This window comes from uncultured Nostoc sp. (assembly GCF_937863485.1).
In the GTDB taxonomy this organism is placed as follows: domain Bacteria; phylum Cyanobacteriota; class Cyanobacteriia; order Cyanobacteriales; family Nostocaceae; genus Nostoc.
This window is the reverse complement of record NZ_CALMFY010000243.1, coordinates 21,356-37,667: the sequence shown is the minus strand read 5'-3', so window position 1 is coordinate 37,667 and position 16,312 is coordinate 21,356. Positions and strand designations below refer to the sequence as shown.

At 42.5% G+C, this 16,312-nt stretch carries 18 protein-coding genes and 2 pseudogenes; 6 read left to right on the top strand and 14 right to left on the bottom strand.

Translation table 11 applies throughout. The annotated features are described in order from the left end of the window. Window positions 1-69: 69 nt before the first annotated feature. The 8 genes from nifT to Q0541_RS33200 form a co-directional block, all read right to left on the bottom strand. Window positions 70-273, bottom strand: coding sequence for a putative nitrogen fixation protein NifT (gene nifT / locus Q0541_RS33235; protein WP_298921155.1), 204 nt, complete (start codon window positions 271-273; stop codon window positions 70-72). Continuing rightward, window positions 248-535, bottom strand: a complete 288-nt coding sequence (locus tag Q0541_RS33230; protein WP_273768324.1) for a nitrogen fixation protein NifZ — start codon at window positions 533-535, stop codon at window positions 248-250. Before Q0541_RS33230 ends, nifT begins: the two co-directional genes overlap by 26 nt. Then, window positions 522-1,655: a homocitrate synthase gene (gene nifV, locus Q0541_RS33225; RefSeq protein WP_298921152.1), complete on the bottom strand. Its 1,134-nt coding sequence runs from the start codon at window positions 1,653-1,655 to the stop codon at window positions 522-524. The genes Q0541_RS33230 and nifV overlap by 14 nt, the downstream gene beginning before the upstream one ends. Before the next feature lie 371 nt (window positions 1,656-2,026). Continuing rightward, window positions 2,027-2,224, bottom strand: coding sequence for a DUF2949 domain-containing protein (locus Q0541_RS33220; RefSeq protein WP_273768326.1), 198 nt, complete (start codon window positions 2,222-2,224; stop codon window positions 2,027-2,029). A 307-nt stretch (window positions 2,225-2,531) separates the two neighbouring features. Next, a complete protein-coding gene (locus tag Q0541_RS33215) occupies window positions 2,532-2,801 on the bottom strand; it encodes an Asr1405/Asl0597 family protein (RefSeq protein WP_298921149.1) in 270 nt (89 codons plus the stop codon). Between the two features lie 41 nt (window positions 2,802-2,842). Further along, window positions 2,843-3,604, bottom strand: a complete 762-nt coding sequence (cysE, locus tag Q0541_RS33210) for a serine O-acetyltransferase (RefSeq protein ID WP_298921147.1) — start codon at window positions 3,602-3,604, stop codon at window positions 2,843-2,845. A 581-nt stretch (window positions 3,605-4,185) separates the two neighbouring features. Beyond that, window positions 4,186-4,425, bottom strand: a complete 240-nt coding sequence (locus Q0541_RS33205) for a hypothetical protein (protein ID WP_298921145.1) — start codon at window positions 4,423-4,425, stop codon at window positions 4,186-4,188. A gap of 277 nt (window positions 4,426-4,702) precedes the next feature. Continuing rightward, window positions 4,703-5,179, bottom strand: coding sequence for a hypothetical protein (locus Q0541_RS33200; RefSeq protein ID WP_298921143.1), 477 nt, complete (start codon window positions 5,177-5,179; stop codon window positions 4,703-4,705). 513 nt (window positions 5,180-5,692) lie between these two features. Between Q0541_RS33200 and Q0541_RS33195 the strand changes: the two genes are divergently transcribed. After that, a complete protein-coding gene (locus Q0541_RS33195; protein WP_298921141.1) occupies window positions 5,693-5,896 on the top strand; it encodes a hypothetical protein in 204 nt (67 codons plus the stop codon). Window positions 5,897-6,485: 589 nt separating this feature from the next. Here the strand turns inward: Q0541_RS33195 and Q0541_RS33190 are convergent. The 4 genes from Q0541_RS33190 to Q0541_RS33175 are packed head-to-tail and all read right to left on the bottom strand — an operon-like array spanning window position 6,486 to window position 7,749. Next, complete coding sequence (locus tag Q0541_RS33190) at window positions 6,486-6,746, bottom strand: type II toxin-antitoxin system HicB family antitoxin (RefSeq protein WP_298921139.1); 261 nt, start codon at window positions 6,744-6,746, stop codon at window positions 6,486-6,488. Then, window positions 6,743-6,967, bottom strand: coding sequence for a type II toxin-antitoxin system HicA family toxin (locus Q0541_RS33185; RefSeq protein WP_298921241.1), 225 nt, complete (start codon window positions 6,965-6,967; stop codon window positions 6,743-6,745). The genes Q0541_RS33190 and Q0541_RS33185 overlap by 4 nt, the downstream gene beginning before the upstream one ends. A gap of 51 nt (window positions 6,968-7,018) precedes the next feature. Beyond that, the gene (locus tag Q0541_RS33180; RefSeq protein WP_298921137.1) at window positions 7,019-7,387 is read right to left on the bottom strand and encodes a hypothetical protein; all 369 of its coding nucleotides are present in this window, start codon (window positions 7,385-7,387) and stop codon (window positions 7,019-7,021) included. Window positions 7,388-7,401: 14 nt separating this feature from the next. Then, on the bottom strand, window positions 7,402-7,749 hold the full coding sequence (locus Q0541_RS33175; protein WP_298921135.1) for a hypothetical protein: 348 nt from the start codon (window positions 7,747-7,749) through the stop codon (window positions 7,402-7,404). 799 nt (window positions 7,750-8,548) lie between these two features. Here Q0541_RS33175 and Q0541_RS33170 point away from each other — a divergent pair. After that, window positions 8,549-9,901, top strand: coding sequence for a PQQ-dependent sugar dehydrogenase (locus Q0541_RS33170; protein ID WP_298921133.1), 1,353 nt, complete (start codon window positions 8,549-8,551; stop codon window positions 9,899-9,901). Between the two features lie 90 nt (window positions 9,902-9,991). Here the strand turns inward: Q0541_RS33170 and Q0541_RS33165 are convergent. Both Q0541_RS33165 and Q0541_RS33160 read right to left on the bottom strand, forming a co-directional pair. Continuing rightward, window positions 9,992-10,290, bottom strand: a pseudogene (locus Q0541_RS33165) (zinc-binding dehydrogenase); the annotation flags it as partial. A gap of 13 nt (window positions 10,291-10,303) precedes the next feature. Next, a pseudogene (locus Q0541_RS33160) lies at window positions 10,304-10,393 on the bottom strand (Uma2 family endonuclease); the annotation flags it as partial. A gap of 1,344 nt (window positions 10,394-11,737) precedes the next feature. Here Q0541_RS33160 and nifB point away from each other — a divergent pair. From nifB to nifU, 4 genes are all read left to right on the top strand, one after another. Continuing rightward, the gene (gene nifB / locus Q0541_RS33155) at window positions 11,738-13,189 is read left to right on the top strand and encodes a nitrogenase cofactor biosynthesis protein NifB (RefSeq protein ID WP_298921239.1); all 1,452 of its coding nucleotides are present in this window, start codon (window positions 11,738-11,740) and stop codon (window positions 13,187-13,189) included. A 209-nt stretch (window positions 13,190-13,398) separates the two neighbouring features. After that, window positions 13,399-13,773, top strand: coding sequence for a 4Fe-4S binding protein (locus Q0541_RS33150; protein ID WP_298921130.1), 375 nt, complete (start codon window positions 13,399-13,401; stop codon window positions 13,771-13,773). A gap of 12 nt (window positions 13,774-13,785) precedes the next feature. Continuing rightward, window positions 13,786-14,994 (top strand): cysteine desulfurase NifS, encoded by a 1,209-nt coding sequence (gene nifS, locus Q0541_RS33145; RefSeq protein ID WP_298921128.1) that lies wholly within the window; start codon window positions 13,786-13,788, stop codon window positions 14,992-14,994. Between the two features lie 111 nt (window positions 14,995-15,105). Next, window positions 15,106-16,005 carry a Fe-S cluster assembly protein NifU gene (gene nifU / locus Q0541_RS33140; RefSeq protein WP_298921126.1) on the top strand — a complete coding sequence of 300 codons (900 nt, stop codon included), beginning with the start codon at window positions 15,106-15,108 and terminating at the stop codon, window positions 16,003-16,005. The last annotated feature ends 307 nt before the right edge of the window (window positions 16,006-16,312 follow it).

Genomic DNA, 16,312 nt, shown 5'->3' with positions numbered 1-16,312 from the left:
CAGGAGTTAGGAGTTAAAAGTTAGGAGTTAATAATCATAAATTATCATTCATCACTCCTAACTTTTTTTTTACGAGAGGCGTTTAGCTTCTACAGTTTGCGGTAAATTTGCTGTGTCTGGCAAATCACGAAATTCCAATTCCCAACCATTTGCTAGGGTGAGAATCTTGCCATCATTTCCATCGGTTTGTTTGACTACTTCTTCCTCAAGGTCTTTTTTAGCAACGTAGACTACTAAGGTACCGGCGTCATTCATGCGTAGCATTACTTTCATGAGATTCCTCAACAGATTCTAGTTCATTTTTCTTACAGCCGACGACAAACCCTGTTTCTAAGAAATGCACAGCATAGATATATGAACTCTGCAAATATGTGCCTATACTTGCTATGTAACCGATATCTCCTTTTTTCACTAAAACTTGCCCGACTTCTTTACCAGGAAAAGTACCATCGTTCTTGAGCAGTTTGCGAACTCTGACTTTTTCACCAATTTCAAAAGCCGGTGGCAAGTTTAGTTCTAATTCATCGCGTTGCATGAGAATACCTCTGTTCTCTGACCAAATTTAATAGTTCTTCTGTAGTCAGGCTGCGTTTTTTCTGTACCGATTGATGGCGCACTGCGTCTAAAACAGACTGGGTTTCTTGAGAGTTCAAGAAAATTCCATGCTGCTCTAGCAAGTTTGAAACCAAATGCCGTCCAGAATGTTTTCCTAATACTAAACGCCGTTCCCAACCCACCTCTTCGGGAGCAAATGGTTCGTAGGTGATGGGGTTTTGTAGTACTCCGTGAGCATGAATGCCAGATTCGTGAGCAAAGGTATTTTCGCCAACGATCGCTTTCCAGGGTGGTACATCTGCACCTGATGCAGCTGCAACTAGTTGAGACAGTTCCAGCAAACTGCGAGTGTTGATACCCAAATCAACGCCATAGATGCGTTTAATCGCCATCACAACTTCTTCTAGCGCTGCATTTCCCGCCCTTTCACCCAATCCGTTGACTGTGGTATTCACTGATAAGGCTCCAGCTTTGATACCCGCAAGGGCATTCGCTGTTGCCAGACCAAAATCATTGTGGGTGTGGATTTCTAGGGGAATCATCAAAGCTGAAACCAGCCGTTTGACCTTTGTGTAGGTCGTGAAAGGATCGAGAACTCCTACGGTATCGCAGAAGCGGAACCGAGATGCACCCCATTCTTGAGCATAAAGTGCTACATCTAAGAGAAAGTTTTCATCAGCCCTAGAAGAATCTTCTCCGCCGACTGCTACCCAAAGACCTTGATCGACGGCGAAGCTGATACAGTCTTTGAGTTTTTGCAAACTTACTCGCCATTGACCGTGGAATTTGGCGGCGATTTGGATACCAGAGACGGGAATGGCGATATGCACCCGGTTCAGACCGCAAGCGATAGAAGCCTTAATATCTGAGATCACAGCACGGTTCCAGCCCAGGAGTTTTGCTTGTAAATCTAAGTTAGAAATTGCTGCGATCGCTCGTGTTTCTTCGTCACCCATTGCTGGTATACCAACTTCTAATTCGGGAATACCAATGGCATCGAGAAATTTAGCGATCGCTACTTTTTCTTCTAGGTTAAAAGCAACACCTGCTGCTTGTTCGCCATCACGCAATGTAGTGTCATTAATTATGATTTGATTCATTGCAAATATCCCTCTCTTGGAAGTATTCTTAATATCCTTTCTCTCTACAATCCCCAGCGATGGTAAATGCTAAAAATATCACAATTCATAATGTAGGATACATGATCCTTAATTATTGACCGATTATCAGCATTACATCTGTATGACAGGGAACTAAAACCATGTATATTTTACTAATCGTTTTTACCGATGTCAGTTGAAGTTTGTTCGAGTAGCAATGAACTAATATAGCTATTAGCAAATCCGGAACAAAGTAAGACACAGAATCCAGCAATTAAGGATGTAATCATCTTGGTAACCTCAGATTTTCTAGAGCATTGGGGTGTAATTTAGGCAGATGATGGTACTCAAAGGTAATGGGTACAAATTAGCTAACTGTGTTCTGCTAGCCAGTCAAAAATCTTTTCTAGCTGCTCCAAGTCAACTAAACCATACTGCCAGAGGAGCATGGCTAACGGGCCATTTTCTGACTCACGGTGTCGCAAAGCTACAGCAATATCCGCATTTGAAAGTTCAAGTTCCTTGTGCAAAAAATTGAGGAGTTTTATATCTCTGTTCCGAGTAGGCATAATTGATTGAACTTTCAATTTATTAATTTGGGAAAAAATTAAAAATCAGAAATTTCCAGTCTTGTTTGGTAATTTTGCCCTTGTAATTGTCGCTAGATGTCAGGGAAATTTCAGATTTAGTAGACTAAACAAAATCTAAAACTCGGTTAATCCCTCTCAGTCTGCAACAAAATCTGCTAGCGGACAGTAGCTTCAACTTCTAAACATCGAATAAGTTTGTGCATCTATGAACAAAAAGTATGAAGTGCAGTGCCTGCGTCATGAATTCAAGATTAATAATGTCTGAATTAGGTTTAACAAAAACACTTCATTTTTCATCACTGTAATGCCAGCAACGCTCTAGCCACTTCAATAATTCCTGACGAGAAGCAAGAAATTGCATAACTGTACTGCGAATTAGAATTACTTCTAGCAAATTGTTCACTTGCACTCGTAAAGAACCATCGGGGGGACAAGAACTATTAATTTTTAACTCTTGCAAACGGTGATAGATTCGCCAGCGATCGCTCAAAGGAATTTGCAAAACTTGATCGCCTAAAGGCTCAGAACTAAGTTGTGAGGCATTTAATTCTCTCATATTGGCAAAGTGGGGAAGATGACGGGGATGAAGGAGAATAATTACTTACTACTAACTCCTGTCTGCTGTTTCCTCATTTCTAAAGTTTGCAGTTGTTTTTCGAGTTGTTCAATGCGTGAGAGCAAAGAATAAATCACCGTTGCTTCCACATCGGGTAGCTTTCCATGTTCTAAAGGAGAAAGGCTGGCGTTTTCATTTCGGGAAATAATTCGACCGGGAACTCCCACGACTGTGCAATCGCTGGGGATATTCCGTAAGACAATCGAACCTGCACCAATACGGACGCGATCGCCAATTTCAAGATTACCCAAAACTTTCGCACCCGCCCCGATCACTGCATTTTTACCCACTGTGGGATGACGCTTACCGCTTTGTTTACCAGTCCCGCCAAGGGTGACGCCCTGGTAAATCAGTGTATAGTCGCCCACGATCGCAGTTTCGCCAATCACAACACCCATTCCGTGGTCGATAAACACACCCTGACCAATCTCTGCACCTGGGTGAATTTCAATTCCGGTCAAAAATCGTCCTAAATGAGAAATAAACCGGGGAATAAAACCCACTCCTCGACCATGTAACCAGTGAGCAAGACGATGCAAACAGAGTGCGTGCAATCCGGGATAGCAAAACACCACCTCTAGCCAATTACATGCTGCTGGATCGCGCTCAAAGATAATGCGAAAATCACTCAATAATGGCTCAAAAAAAACGCCAGAGAAGAGATTTTTCAGCAGGGATGTATGTGCAGAATCCTGCGTTTTGATAGTCTGGGGATTCTTGATATTGTCTAAAGACTGTTGCATCGGTACTGTCTATCTGGTTGAAAGAGCCTTGTGCTATTTTTATGCTTATATCAGGCGACTTCCAACTGGACAGGAAACCCAATGCTGATTGGATTTATTGGATTGATTAAAGTTGTACTCAAACGCCGAAACTCCGACTTAAGATAAACTTAAAATATGTCTTGGGGTAGGGGCGCTAGTATTTAATGATAGGGGTACTAGTATTTTTGGGGCAGGGTTTAAGAATTTCTGTACTCGCTACAAGAAACTTTACCTGTAAGAGTTTGCTAAGATTTAGTCAAGAGATTTTGCAATAGATTAAGTTGTACTCAGATGCACTCAAATATGAGTTTGATGAGATTAAAAATCAATTTTTTGTATATGCTACTACTATTAGTATCCTATTATTTAGTTAGGCGAAAGACAAGTTTCTTTATTTTCTCTTAGGATTTGCTGTCTGTATGTATATATACGTTTCAAAATATAGTTATAGCTCATATTAGATATTTTCTTATTATATAGATGTGTGGGAATAGCGATGCCTTCGGCAAGCCGCTTCGCGTCTACGCAAAATATTAGAATAGCAGAATAGGTAAATGTTCTCATCGCTGTAGGGTAGCACAGCTATTTGCCTCTACCCACGAAACCTGTAGAAGTGGATTCATCCAGTTCAAATACTCGGCGACGGAGATAAAAGGTGGATTCATCCAGTTCAAAGACTCGTTGACGGAGTTCAGAGGTGGATTCATCCAGTTCAAATACTCGACGACGGAGTTCAGAGGTGGATTCATCCAGTTCAAATACTCGACGACGGAGTTTAGAGGTGGATTTATCCAGTTCAAAGACTCGTTGACGGAGTTTAGAGGTGGATGAACAAAGTAAGGGCGTACATCTGTACGCCCTTACAGCAAATTTATTTATAGTGCTTCTGTGTTGAGTGCAATAGAAACCTAACCCTTAACCCCTTCGCTACAAAGGAAGGGGAGTAAGATTCAAAGCCTTTCTCCTTTTAGGACACAGGAATAGAAGTGAGGTGAAAGTGGATTGCATACAAACGAGAAGCCCTATATTGCAAAGATTTTTGAAAATGATATCAGACTGCCTACGAGTGTTAATTTATCAAGAGACAGAAATTTTTACAGATTTCCCTTTACCAATAGCTTTAAAGCGTTCGCCCAACTGTTCAGCGACACTTTTTAAGCCTGGAGTCTTTTTTGATGCTGTCTTGACGTAATCATAAACAGTCAAACTGCTAGTCATAGCTTCACTACCGACTGCCATTAGGGTATCATCTACCTGTTCAGTGAGTTGCTGGATTGAGATTAAAAGTTCAGTCAGCACAGCAGCTAATTGATAATCCCGAACAAGTTCTTCAACGTCAAAAGTGGCTGGAAGGATTTCGGGGTTAGACTGAGCAGCAGTGACGCTATTATTCACAAAGGCTAGGCTTTTATCGCCCATTTTTACCAACTTCCGCCGTTCTTCCGTGCTAAGAGTAATCAGGAAGGGGAGCTTTTGTTGGACTTTCTGTAGCGCGGCTTTAACTTCTTGAATATCTTGTGGTGAAAGGGAGGCTGTAATATTTTGATAGGCCATTGTATATCTACCTTGGTAGTTCTAGTGGTTAAGTAGCAAGTTTTGCTAAGTATAGAATTCCCATTGGTGGATGCGATCGCACATTTTCGTATAATTTTACTGTAAGCACTTACCAGTAAATAAATTTTTATAGCCTATTAAGTAATTAATACTGGGAATTTTTGGTGATTTGTAATGCTATTTAACCACCATTAGCCAGATGTTGGAAATCATTCGTCGTGTATTACGATGTTGGAAATCATTCATCGCGTATTACAGAATGAAGTGCGTAAGATGGGGTCTAGAAAAGCCAATTAAACGATAAATGCTGATTTTTTGTTGATTTTAAACTTTTTTATGATCAAGAGTAATTTCGATGCGTTTTCCCTGATATGATTATTTTTATGCCGAAACACCAGGCAATTAACAGCCTAGTATAATTTACGACCCTCACTTACCTACTACTAGTGGAACAAGTAAGGTATCAAAGTGTTTGGCATGACTTAAATTGCTAACAATCAAAGGAGAATCAAAATGATCGAAAGTACATTGTTTACCCCATTAAGCACCAATGAAGAAGCCAATTTGTCTGGTGGTGGTAAAAAATCAGGTGGTAATAAGACGGTGATTATTGTTGGTGAAGTTGGTAATACCAAGTATGGTAATACAAATACTGCAATTGGTAGTGGTGATGCAAACTACTATGACCACAGCAATAAACCCAAGAAACATCACTAAGTTAGGGGAATATGCAGACATATGAAGTTTAGTAGATGGAAATTATTAAATGTAAAGACACGACAGCGAATCGTGTCTCTACAGGAATCAAGTGTGGCATTTTAAGTAATTTATCCTGTTTTTTGGGTTAAGTTACTTTAGCGCCAGTCTTAACTACTAATGGACTTAATTACATGACCCATTAGTTGTTTCTTACTCCCACTTATCCTACTAACGTTTATTAATAAGCACCTACTTTTCTTCAAGAAACTTAAAAAAGTCTATTGACCGTTGCCCACTAGCAACCGTCAATAGATTTTCTTATAGAATTACCATTGGTGGATGCAATGTCTACGATGGTTACTGAGCGGCTGGTGAGCGCACTTGTACTGAGTTGAGCCTGAGCTTGTTCAGACATTTTGATTACTTACTCCGCGCTGATGTACTGACGAGCTTTTGCTTTTGCTAGTAGCATAATATGCTCTAGCGTGAGGAAATAATCTAACTCTCGCTTATTATTTCCTGTAAGACCTTCAGTTTTTGCGAGCCTTTCTTTTGCAGTTTCAACTGTGAATAGTAAATTTTCTTAGTATAGCCTCTGTTTACATTTTCACTCTCTTGATTTACCACTACTCTCTTTGCTTATCTGTGCAACTTCCAAAGATTTTCCTAGCGTCTTAGGCTTTGGTAGAGTTTCACCATCAGCTAAAGATGATTCAATCAGCATTTCTAAAACTTCTTGAGCATTTTTTAGAGCTTCTTCGTAAGTCTCTCCGTGAGTACAAGGCTGCATTATATGCGTAAACTCAGGTAGCAAAACCACATAACATTGGTCTTCTTCTGACCATTGAATCACGATTGTATATTTCATTCTTCTGTCTCCTCGTCTTCTTTAATTTTATTTAGTTCTTCTAGTGCTTCATTGACTTGCTTTTCTAAATAAGGTTTGGCGTCGCTACCATATTTGCCAGCGATAATGATAGCTTTAGGCAATTGCGGATGCATCCATTTACTGTGGCTACCCTTTGCAGGTTTATAAGTAAACCCTGCTTGCAATAACAAGCTTTTGAGTTCTCTAATTTTTTTGGGGATATACTCAGCTTACATTTACCCTTGCCACTGCTTTAACTTCTTCTGAGCAAATTACCGCACTTTTTCATCTGGGTCATTCTCTGTGCGATCGCGCAACAGTGTTAAAGTCTGGGGATGCTGAGAATGAGGATATTGCTCAATGATTGCCTCAAGTGCTATTTGCCGGGAAGGAACCTGATTCCTATTAGAGGTGCTATCAGTTGGGAAAACCCAAAATATCGGATTAAAGGAATCATCAACAGCACATTCATAAAGGAAATCATAAATTTCAGGACTAGTCAGCCAACTCTTAATAAGTTCTTTCATTACGTTGTGTTTGATATAGTGTAAATTATCACGTTGAACATATTTTTTGAGAAAAGATAAGACGAAAGATAAAATATCAAGTTGATTTTTCCATCCCTGTGCTAGTTCTTGCACTACTGTAGTTTGTACTATAGAGATTCACAATTAATATCAAAAGCCTTACCAAGAGTTCCTGTAACCGACTTATTGCTGATAAATTTCTTGATGTCTTTGGTGTAATCTTTAATCTCAGGTTCAGCAAGTTTGCAACGAACCTTTAACTGCTGCTGCATGAGTTGCAAAAATTCCTTTAACGCTTTCCCAGCAGCAATTTCTATGTCTTCCTTCTTAAGTTTCTGGACAATCTTGCCAGGGATACCTTTTAATAAATCTTTAGCCCAATCTTTAGCAGCATCTTTGGCTAAGTCTTCCAAAATAGGTTTAAAAATCAACCCGGCGGCCTGAGTTACACCCCAAATAGCTAACAAGTCTGGCATAATACTCGCTTCTGTTGAGAGTTTGATTACGAGTATATCCACTAGCTTGAGTAATGTTTCCGAATTTCAGGGTTATTGCAGAAATATCACAGGTATCTGGAAAACCTCACTTCTATTTCTCTCTCCTAAAAGGAGGAGCCACTGCGTTGGGCGGCTCTGCCGACTTGTTCGCGCAGCGTCTCCCCTTCTCCCAAAGGGAGAGGCTAACGCCAAGGGAGAAGCACGTGGCGTCAGAGACTTTGAATTTTCCCCCTTCCTGCGTCGGGAAGGGGGTTAGGGGGTTAGTTTGGCGTTGGTTTTTCAAATCAATTGGAAACTGCGATGTCTACGACAGGCTGCGCCAACGCAATCCTCACTGCACGCTCACGCTATAACTATGAGCCGCCGCTAATTCTTGTAAGGGATATGTGCAATTACTGCACGAATTTTACCTGCTTTAATCAATTCTTTGAGAAAAACCGAGTCCTTAAAGTTGCGTTTGTCAAGGATAAATTTAGCTTTTGACCGGGAAGTAATGCTGTGAAGACGCTCTGCACAACGGTTTAATGGCTAGGCTGTGGTAATATAAACACCGTTCGATTTGAGGACTTTTTGGTTTGTGAAAGCGATCGCTCTGCCTTTGTTTGTAACTCTCAGTTCACCCATTTTTAGATGAATTAGGAAAAAATCCGATTACAAAAGTATGCCTAACGAAGTATTGTAAAAAATGTCCACTTATGGGTTAAGCTAGCTCTAACTCTTGACCAGCAAATAGTCAGGTGTAATATAAATCACTACCACAGTAGAAGGAAGTTCAAAGTTGTTTGATCTAAATCCAACAATATTCGGACGCATACTATCCGGATCGTTAGTTAGTTTGATCGCCTCACTTACTAGTCTGATATCCTTAGAGGTTCTTCCCACCCCAGCGTTCGGTGCCCCGCCAGCTGCATCTGTTCAAACCAAGGTGAAAGTGCCTAGTGCAATGAGTTCTGCGCCCTTCAATATTAACCGTTACTTGAAAGTGCCACCCAACTTCTCCATCTCTGTTTATGCTCGGATTAACAAGGCTCGCTTTATAGCAGTTGCTCCCAATGGAGATCTTCTAGTGTCACAGCCCAGTACCGGTAAAGTGTTAATTGTCCGGTCAAATGGCAGCAATAACCCAATTATTTCTGACTTCGTAACGGGTCTACGCCAGCCACACGACATTGTGTTTCATAAGATTGATAACACCACATACATTTATATCTCTGAGACTCATCAAATTAACCGCTTCATCTACAACTCTGGAGACCGAATTGCAAAAAATCGGCAAATCGTTATAACTGGTTTACCAGATAACAGCACATCGGAACTCAAAGGCACTTATGGTCACGAACTGAAAAATATCGCACTTGATGCCAATCACAAACTGTATGTGTCGATCGCCTCTACGTGCAATGCCTGCACGGCAGATACTGTCAGCAACCCAAAGCGCGGCGCGATTTACCAGTACAACGCTAATGGAACCAATCGGCGGCTTTTTGCCCAAGGTTTACGCAATGCCGAAGGATTAGCATTCTTACCTAACACAAATGACCTTTGGGTAGCCGTAAATAATCGAGACAACATCGCCTATCCCTACAACGATGGCAGTGGCAAATACGGTAAGGTTATCCAGTCTTATGTGGACAACCACCCGCCGGAGGAGTTGACGAAAGTCCGAGATGGCGGTAACTACGGTTGGCCATTTTGCAACCCCAATCCTGACACGGCAAATGGCTTTAACAATATGCCCTTTGACCGCGACTATCAGTTCAATCGTGATGGACATATTTATTGCAATGCATTGGACAGAATTAGCAAGGGTATCCCAGCCCATTCGGCTCCCTTGGGACTAACCTTCTTACAAAATACTAAATTTCCCAGCTTGTACTCAAATGGGGTAGTGGTGGGGCTGCATGGTTCATGGAATCGGGACAAGAAAACGGGCTACAAAATAGCTTACTTTCCCTGGAATAGTACGACAAAGACTCTAGGGGACGAGATAGATTTAGTCACCGATTGGCTAGTTCCAGGAACGCAAGAAGTCTGGGGGCGACCGGTGGATATGGCAGTCGATCAGCAAGGTAATTTGTTAATTTCGGATGACCAGAGCGGTACTATCTACAAGCTCTCCTACACGCCGTGAGTACAGGTTAAGTAACACCAAATTTTCTTTGCAAATTTGGGATGCTCCTCTGCCCCAGCTAAATCAACCACTCACCTTACTGTCCTCCAATCAACTGAAAACCGCGATGTCTACGACGGGCTGCGCCAACGCAATTTTTCCAACTGCACGTTCACTTTCGCTATAACTATGAGCAGTGGCTAGTTATTCTAAGGGATATGTGCAATCAATCACCATACGAATTTTACCCGCTTTTATCAATTCTTTAAGATAAACCAAATCTTGAGTGCTGGGTTTCTTAAAGAAAAATTTAGCTTTTTGACCAGGAAGGAACGCTGTTAAGACGCTCTGAAGACTTCAGGGCAAGGTACTGTGGTGATATAAATTCCGTTGGGTTGGAGGACTTTTTTGGTTTGTGAGAGCGATATATTCGTAGCGAAGGTCTTGCTGAGTTTCCCATTCCAGATATTCCTCAACGGCCATTTTTGACGGCTGTTGGAGGATGGCTATCATAACTAAGATTTTTCACGCTTGGTTTGATTGTAGCTAAGTAGTATCAGCAACAAAGAGTGATGCCCTACGACCGGCAACTCTACTAAAGGCTACGCCAACGCCTTTGCCTTTGCGCTAAAGCCATTTAAAGTCCCAGATTTATCACGGTATCTGGAAAACCCCACTTCTATTTCTTTCTCCTAAAAGGAGGAGCCACTGCGTTGGGCGGCTCTGCCGACTTGTTCGCGCAGCGTCTCCCCTTCTCCCAAAGGGAGAGGCTAACGCCAAGGGAGAAGCACGTGGCGTCAGAGACTTTAAATTTTCGCCCTTACAGCATGGGGAAGGGGGTTAGGGGGTTAGGTTTTTCGCCAAGGTTTGTAGTGAGCAATCAAGAAAATTCATTGCGATCGCTCAATCATGTTAGATTATAGTTTGTTGTTTCTTTCAAACACAAAATCTGAGAGTTTCCTACCCATCTCCTAATTGTGGGAATAAAAAAAAGAACTGAAAACTTAAACCTTTTGAAAAATATGTGCAGCAATACATCTATTTCCCCAAGCCTGTATAGCTTGCCAGATAAGATTTATAACCACAATTGAATATCATTGCCAAAGCAAAAATTAAAAAAAGATGAAGTGCATTTTTACCCTCAAAAAAATGATATGTTAGATACAGAATTAAATTTCGTACATTTCTGGAGTAGAACGATATAGATTACTCCAGTTTTTCACCCTCAAACCCTTGGCATTTATTGCTTTTGACGAAATTTGAGGGCAATCTGAGTACACATTAAAATAACCCAAACCCAGTTGCAAGTAGATTAAATTCCTTGCTGGAATAGGATTTGGGCTGAGTACAAATAAATCCTGAACCCCTGTCCATAAACACTAGAACCCCAACCAAAAAATACTAGAACCCCTACCTGAAAAAAAATTTTTTAATTCTTGTAATGCTTGAAGAATTAGGGTTTTTATTATTTGAGTACAAGCGTAATAAATCCAATAAATTCTATCCTAGATAGACGCACCGTCTGGCTAGGAGACGGCTGATATAACTCTTATATCGCCAATCACTTAACGCTCCAACACAAAACGAAGCGAAGAGTGAGTGGAGGGATGACATAGCACCATGCCTGAAGTGAATAGAAGTCGCGGCTGTAAGCACAAATTCTACCCAAGAACCGAACATTGACACACACCAGCCGAACATCAAATATCTATCGCCTGCCCTACTTGAACACAAGTCGCCCGAACCCAAGGGTTTGCAGGCAGTGTGGAAAACGCGACTTCAATTCCTGGGCATGAAAGAGTAGCAACAGCATCTCCCACAGTGGCAGCCAAGTCCACCGACCTTTTGCGAAACTCAATGACATCACCGTCTACACGACTCCTCAACTCTAACGCTACGGAATCGCCAACCCAAGCAAAATCAGGTGGTTGCGGCTGCGACAGCACCAGCAGCGCCACCGTGGAAAGGGATGAAACGCTCGAAGAACGCATTGCTAAACATCCCTGCTACAGCGAAGACGCTCATCACCACTACGCGCGGATGCACGTTGCAGTTGCTCCAGCCTGCAACATTCAATGCAACTATTGCAACCGCAAATATGACTGCGCTAACGAAAGCCGTCCTGGAGTAGTTAGCGAATTGCTAACACCAGAACAAGCAGCACACAAAGCTTTGGTCATTGGCGGCAAGATACCCCAAATGACAGTTGTGGGAATTGCCGGCCCTGGCGACCCACTGGCGAACCCAGATAAGACTTTCCGCACATTTGAGTTGATTGCAGAGCAAGCACCAGATATTAAGCTATGCTTATCAACCAATGGTTTAATGCTGCCTGACTACATCGATCGCATTAAACAATTAAATATAGATCACGTTACGATCACCATTAACATGGTAGATCCAGAGATCGGTGCTAAGATTTATCCTTGGGTTCACTACAAGCGCAAGCGTTACAGAGGTCTTGAAGGCGCGAAAATTCTCCACGAAAGACAGATGGAAGGATTGCAAGCCCTGAAAGATGCTGACATCTTGTGCAAAGTTAACTCCGTGATGATTCCCGGAATTAATGACCAGCACTTAGTCGAAGTGAATCGAGTCATTCGTGAAAAAGGTGCATTCTTGCACAACATCATGCCATTGATTTCTGCACCAGAACATGGCACACACTTCGGTTTAACCGGTCAACGCGGCCCCACACCCAAAGAACTCAAAGAAGTTCAAGACAATTGCTCTGGTAACATGAAAATGATGCGTCACTGTCGCCAGTGCCGTGCCGATGCAGTCGGATTATTGGGAGAAGACCGCAGCCAAGAATTTTCCAAAGAGAAATTCTTGGAAATGACTCCAGAATACGACATGGACAAACGCCAAGAAGTTCACGACGGTATTGAGAAGTTTAAAGAAGAACTGAAAGTAGCCAAAGACAAGGCGCTAGTCGGCAAGAAATTTGCCAACAATCCCAAAGTCCTTGTTGCAGTAGCAACCAAAGGCGGCGGATTGGTTAACCAGCACTTCGGTCATGCGAAAGAATTCCAAATTTACGAAGTGGATGGTAGCGAAGTTCGCTTTGTCGGTCATCGCAAAATTGACCAATACTGCCAAAGTGGATACGGCGAGGAAGCTTCTTTTGAGCATATTATGAAAGCGATCGCAGATTGCAAAGCAGTTTTAGCCTCCAAGATTGGTAACAGTCCTCAAGAAAAATTGCAAAAAGCTGGAATACAGACTGTTGAAGCTTACGACGTGATTGAGAAGGTTGCTTTGGAGTTTTACGAGCAATACGTTAAGGAATTAGGGAATAAGGAATAGGGCATAGGGGAGCCACTGCGTTGCCGGGGTTCCCCCGGTTGTACCCCTACGGGGATCTTGCTAGCAAGAGCGTCTTCGACAGGAGAAGCAAGTGGCGTCATGGGTCAAACAGGGCATGGGACAAGAATTATCCCTAATGCCCTTGCCCTAAACCCAATCCTCAATGCCCTGTTTGCCCAATACCCCTTGCCCAAAAAAGGAGAATAATAATGGCTTACAAAATTATTACTAGCCAGTGTATTTCCTGCAATCTCTGTCTATCGGGATGTCCCACAAATGCAGTTAAAGTGGTTGACGGACAGCACTGGATTGACCCTGAACTTTGTACAAATTGTATTGGTAGCATTCATACCGTGCCTCAGTGTAAAGCTGGTTGTCCTACATGCGACGGTTGCATTAAGCAGCCTAGCGATTATTGGGAAGGCTGGTTTGCCGATTACAACCGCGTAGTTGCTAAATTAACAAATAAACAAGATTACTGGGAACGTTGGTTTAACAGCTATTCTCAGAAATACTCCGAACAGTTGCAAAAGCGTCAGCCCCAAACAATGGGAGCAGAAGCTTTAATAAATCGTAATTCGTAATTGAAAACAACAATGCAAAATAACTGCATCTATCTCGATAATAATGCCACCACTAAGGTAGACTCAGAAGTTATAGAGGTAATGCTACCTTACCTGACGGACTATTACGGCAATCCCTCCAGTATGCATACTTTTGGTGGGCAAGTCGGTAAAGCACTGAGAACAGCAAGAGAACAACTTGCAGCCATCCTGGGAGCCGATCAGTCAGAAATTGTCTACACAAGTTGTGGAACTGAGGGAGATAACGCCGCGATTCGAGCTGCGCTATTGGCGCACCCAGAAAAGCGACACATCGTTACCACCCAAGTTGAACATCCGGCAGTACTTAATGTCTGCAAACAATTAGAAACCCAAGGTTACAGTGTTACCTATCTTTCAGTAAATCATCAAGGGCAGCTGGATCTAGATGAACTAGAAGCTTCCTTGACGGGTAACACCGCCCTGGTGACAATTATGTATGCTAATAACGAAACCGGCACGATTTTCCCGATTGAGCAGATTGGGTTGCGGGTCAAAGAATATGGCGCTATCTTCCATGTAGATGCGGTGCAAGTAGTGGGAAAAATCCCCTTGAATATGAAGACTAGCACCGTGGATATGTTAACCGTGTCTGGTCATAAGCTGCACGGGCCGAAAGGAATTGGTGCTTTGTATATCCGGCGCGGGGTTCGGTTCCGTCCCTTTATTCTTGGGGGACACCAAGAACGCGGACGTAGGGCGGGAACAGAGAATGTTCCGGGAATTATTGCCTTAGGCAAAGCTGCGGAACTTGAACTGTTACACTTAGAAGAAGCAAACAAAAGAGAAACAAGGCTGCGCGATCGCCTCGAACAAACTTTACTGGCGACAATTCCTGATTGTGTAGTCAATGGTGACCCTACGCAGAGATTGCCCAACACCACCAATATCGGCTTCAAGTATATTGAAGGTGAAGCTATCTTACTATCGTTGAATAAATACGGTATCTGTGCCTCATCCGGTTCTGCTTGCACCTCCGGCTCACTAGAACCTTCCCACGTCCTTCGGGCTATGGGCTTACCCTACACAACTTTGCACGGTTCCATTCGCTTCAGCCTTTGTCGCTACACCACAGAAGCCGAAATCGATCAAGTGATAGAGGTAATGCCCAGTATTGTGGAACGTTTACGCGCCCTCTCACCCTTCAAAAATGATAATGCGGGTTGGCTGCAAGAACAAGAGCAAGCACTGGCTCATCGTTAATTAGGGAATAGGGAATAGGGCATAGCGCATTGAGAATAAAACCAATGCCCGATGCCCCCCAATGCCCCATATCTCAATCTAAAATCCAAAATCTAAAATCTAAAATTCGTTATGTGGGACTACACCGATAAAGTATTAGAACTGTTTTACAATCCCCTGAATCAGGGAGCCATTGAAGAATCTGGCGAAGCTGGGGTTAAGCTTGCAATGGGAGAAATCGGTAGCATTGCTTGTGGTGATGCTCTGAGACTACACCTGAAAGTGGAAGTAGAATCTGATAAGATTCTAGATGCTCGTTTTCAAACCTTTGGTTGTACTAGTGCGATCGCATCTTCTAGTGCATTAACCGAAATGATCAAAGGTTTAACCTTAGATGAAGCCCTGAAAGTATCCAACAGAGACATTGCAGATTACCTTGGTGGTTTACCAGAAGCGAAGATGCACTGCTCTGTCATGGGACAAGAAGCGCTAGAAGCCGCTATCTATAATTATCGCGGCATACCTCTAGCTACCCATGATGATGATGATGAAGGCGCGTTAGTTTGCAGTTGCTTTGGGATCAGCGAGGCCAAAATTCGCCGCGTCGTTCTAGAAAATAATCTCACTGGTGCTGAAGAGGTAACAAATTATGTGAAAGCTGGTGGTGGATGCGGTTCCTGTTTGGCAAACATTGATGATATTATTAAATCAGTGCAACAGGAATTCGCCGCACCTGATCTCAACAATTATGGCGTAAAAGTTGCCACAGAAATTGTTACGTCTAAAGAGCGATCGCTCACTAACGTGCAAAAGATTGCTCTAATTCAAAAAGTTCTCGATGAAGAAGTAAGACCCGTACTCATCGCTGACGGGGGAGATGTAGAACTCTATGATGTAGAAGGCGATCGCGTTAAAGTTGTCCTGCAAGGTGCTTGCGGTTCCTGTTCAAGTAGTACAGCAACCCTAAAAATTGCGATCGAAGCCAGATTACAAGAGCGTGTCAGCAAGAGCCTTGTAGTCGAAGCAGTTTAGGAATTGCTGTAGGACTTAACGTACTCTACAAATATGCCCTAATATGCATTCAGCCAGAAACAGAAAGTAGGATTTGAACCGAATCATTGTCTCCACTCAATGCTTCATACCAATTCGCCAAAAGAAAGTGACAGATTCAAGTCTAACTTTCTTAATTAAGAATTACGTAAACACCTGAAGGATTGCTTCCCCCAAGGTATTACGAATTACGAATTGGTATCAGTCCTACCACGATTACTGCTAACAGCATATAGGCTTCATAGATTAAGCGCCTAAAAAGCAAATTTCATCATCTAACTCGCTTCAA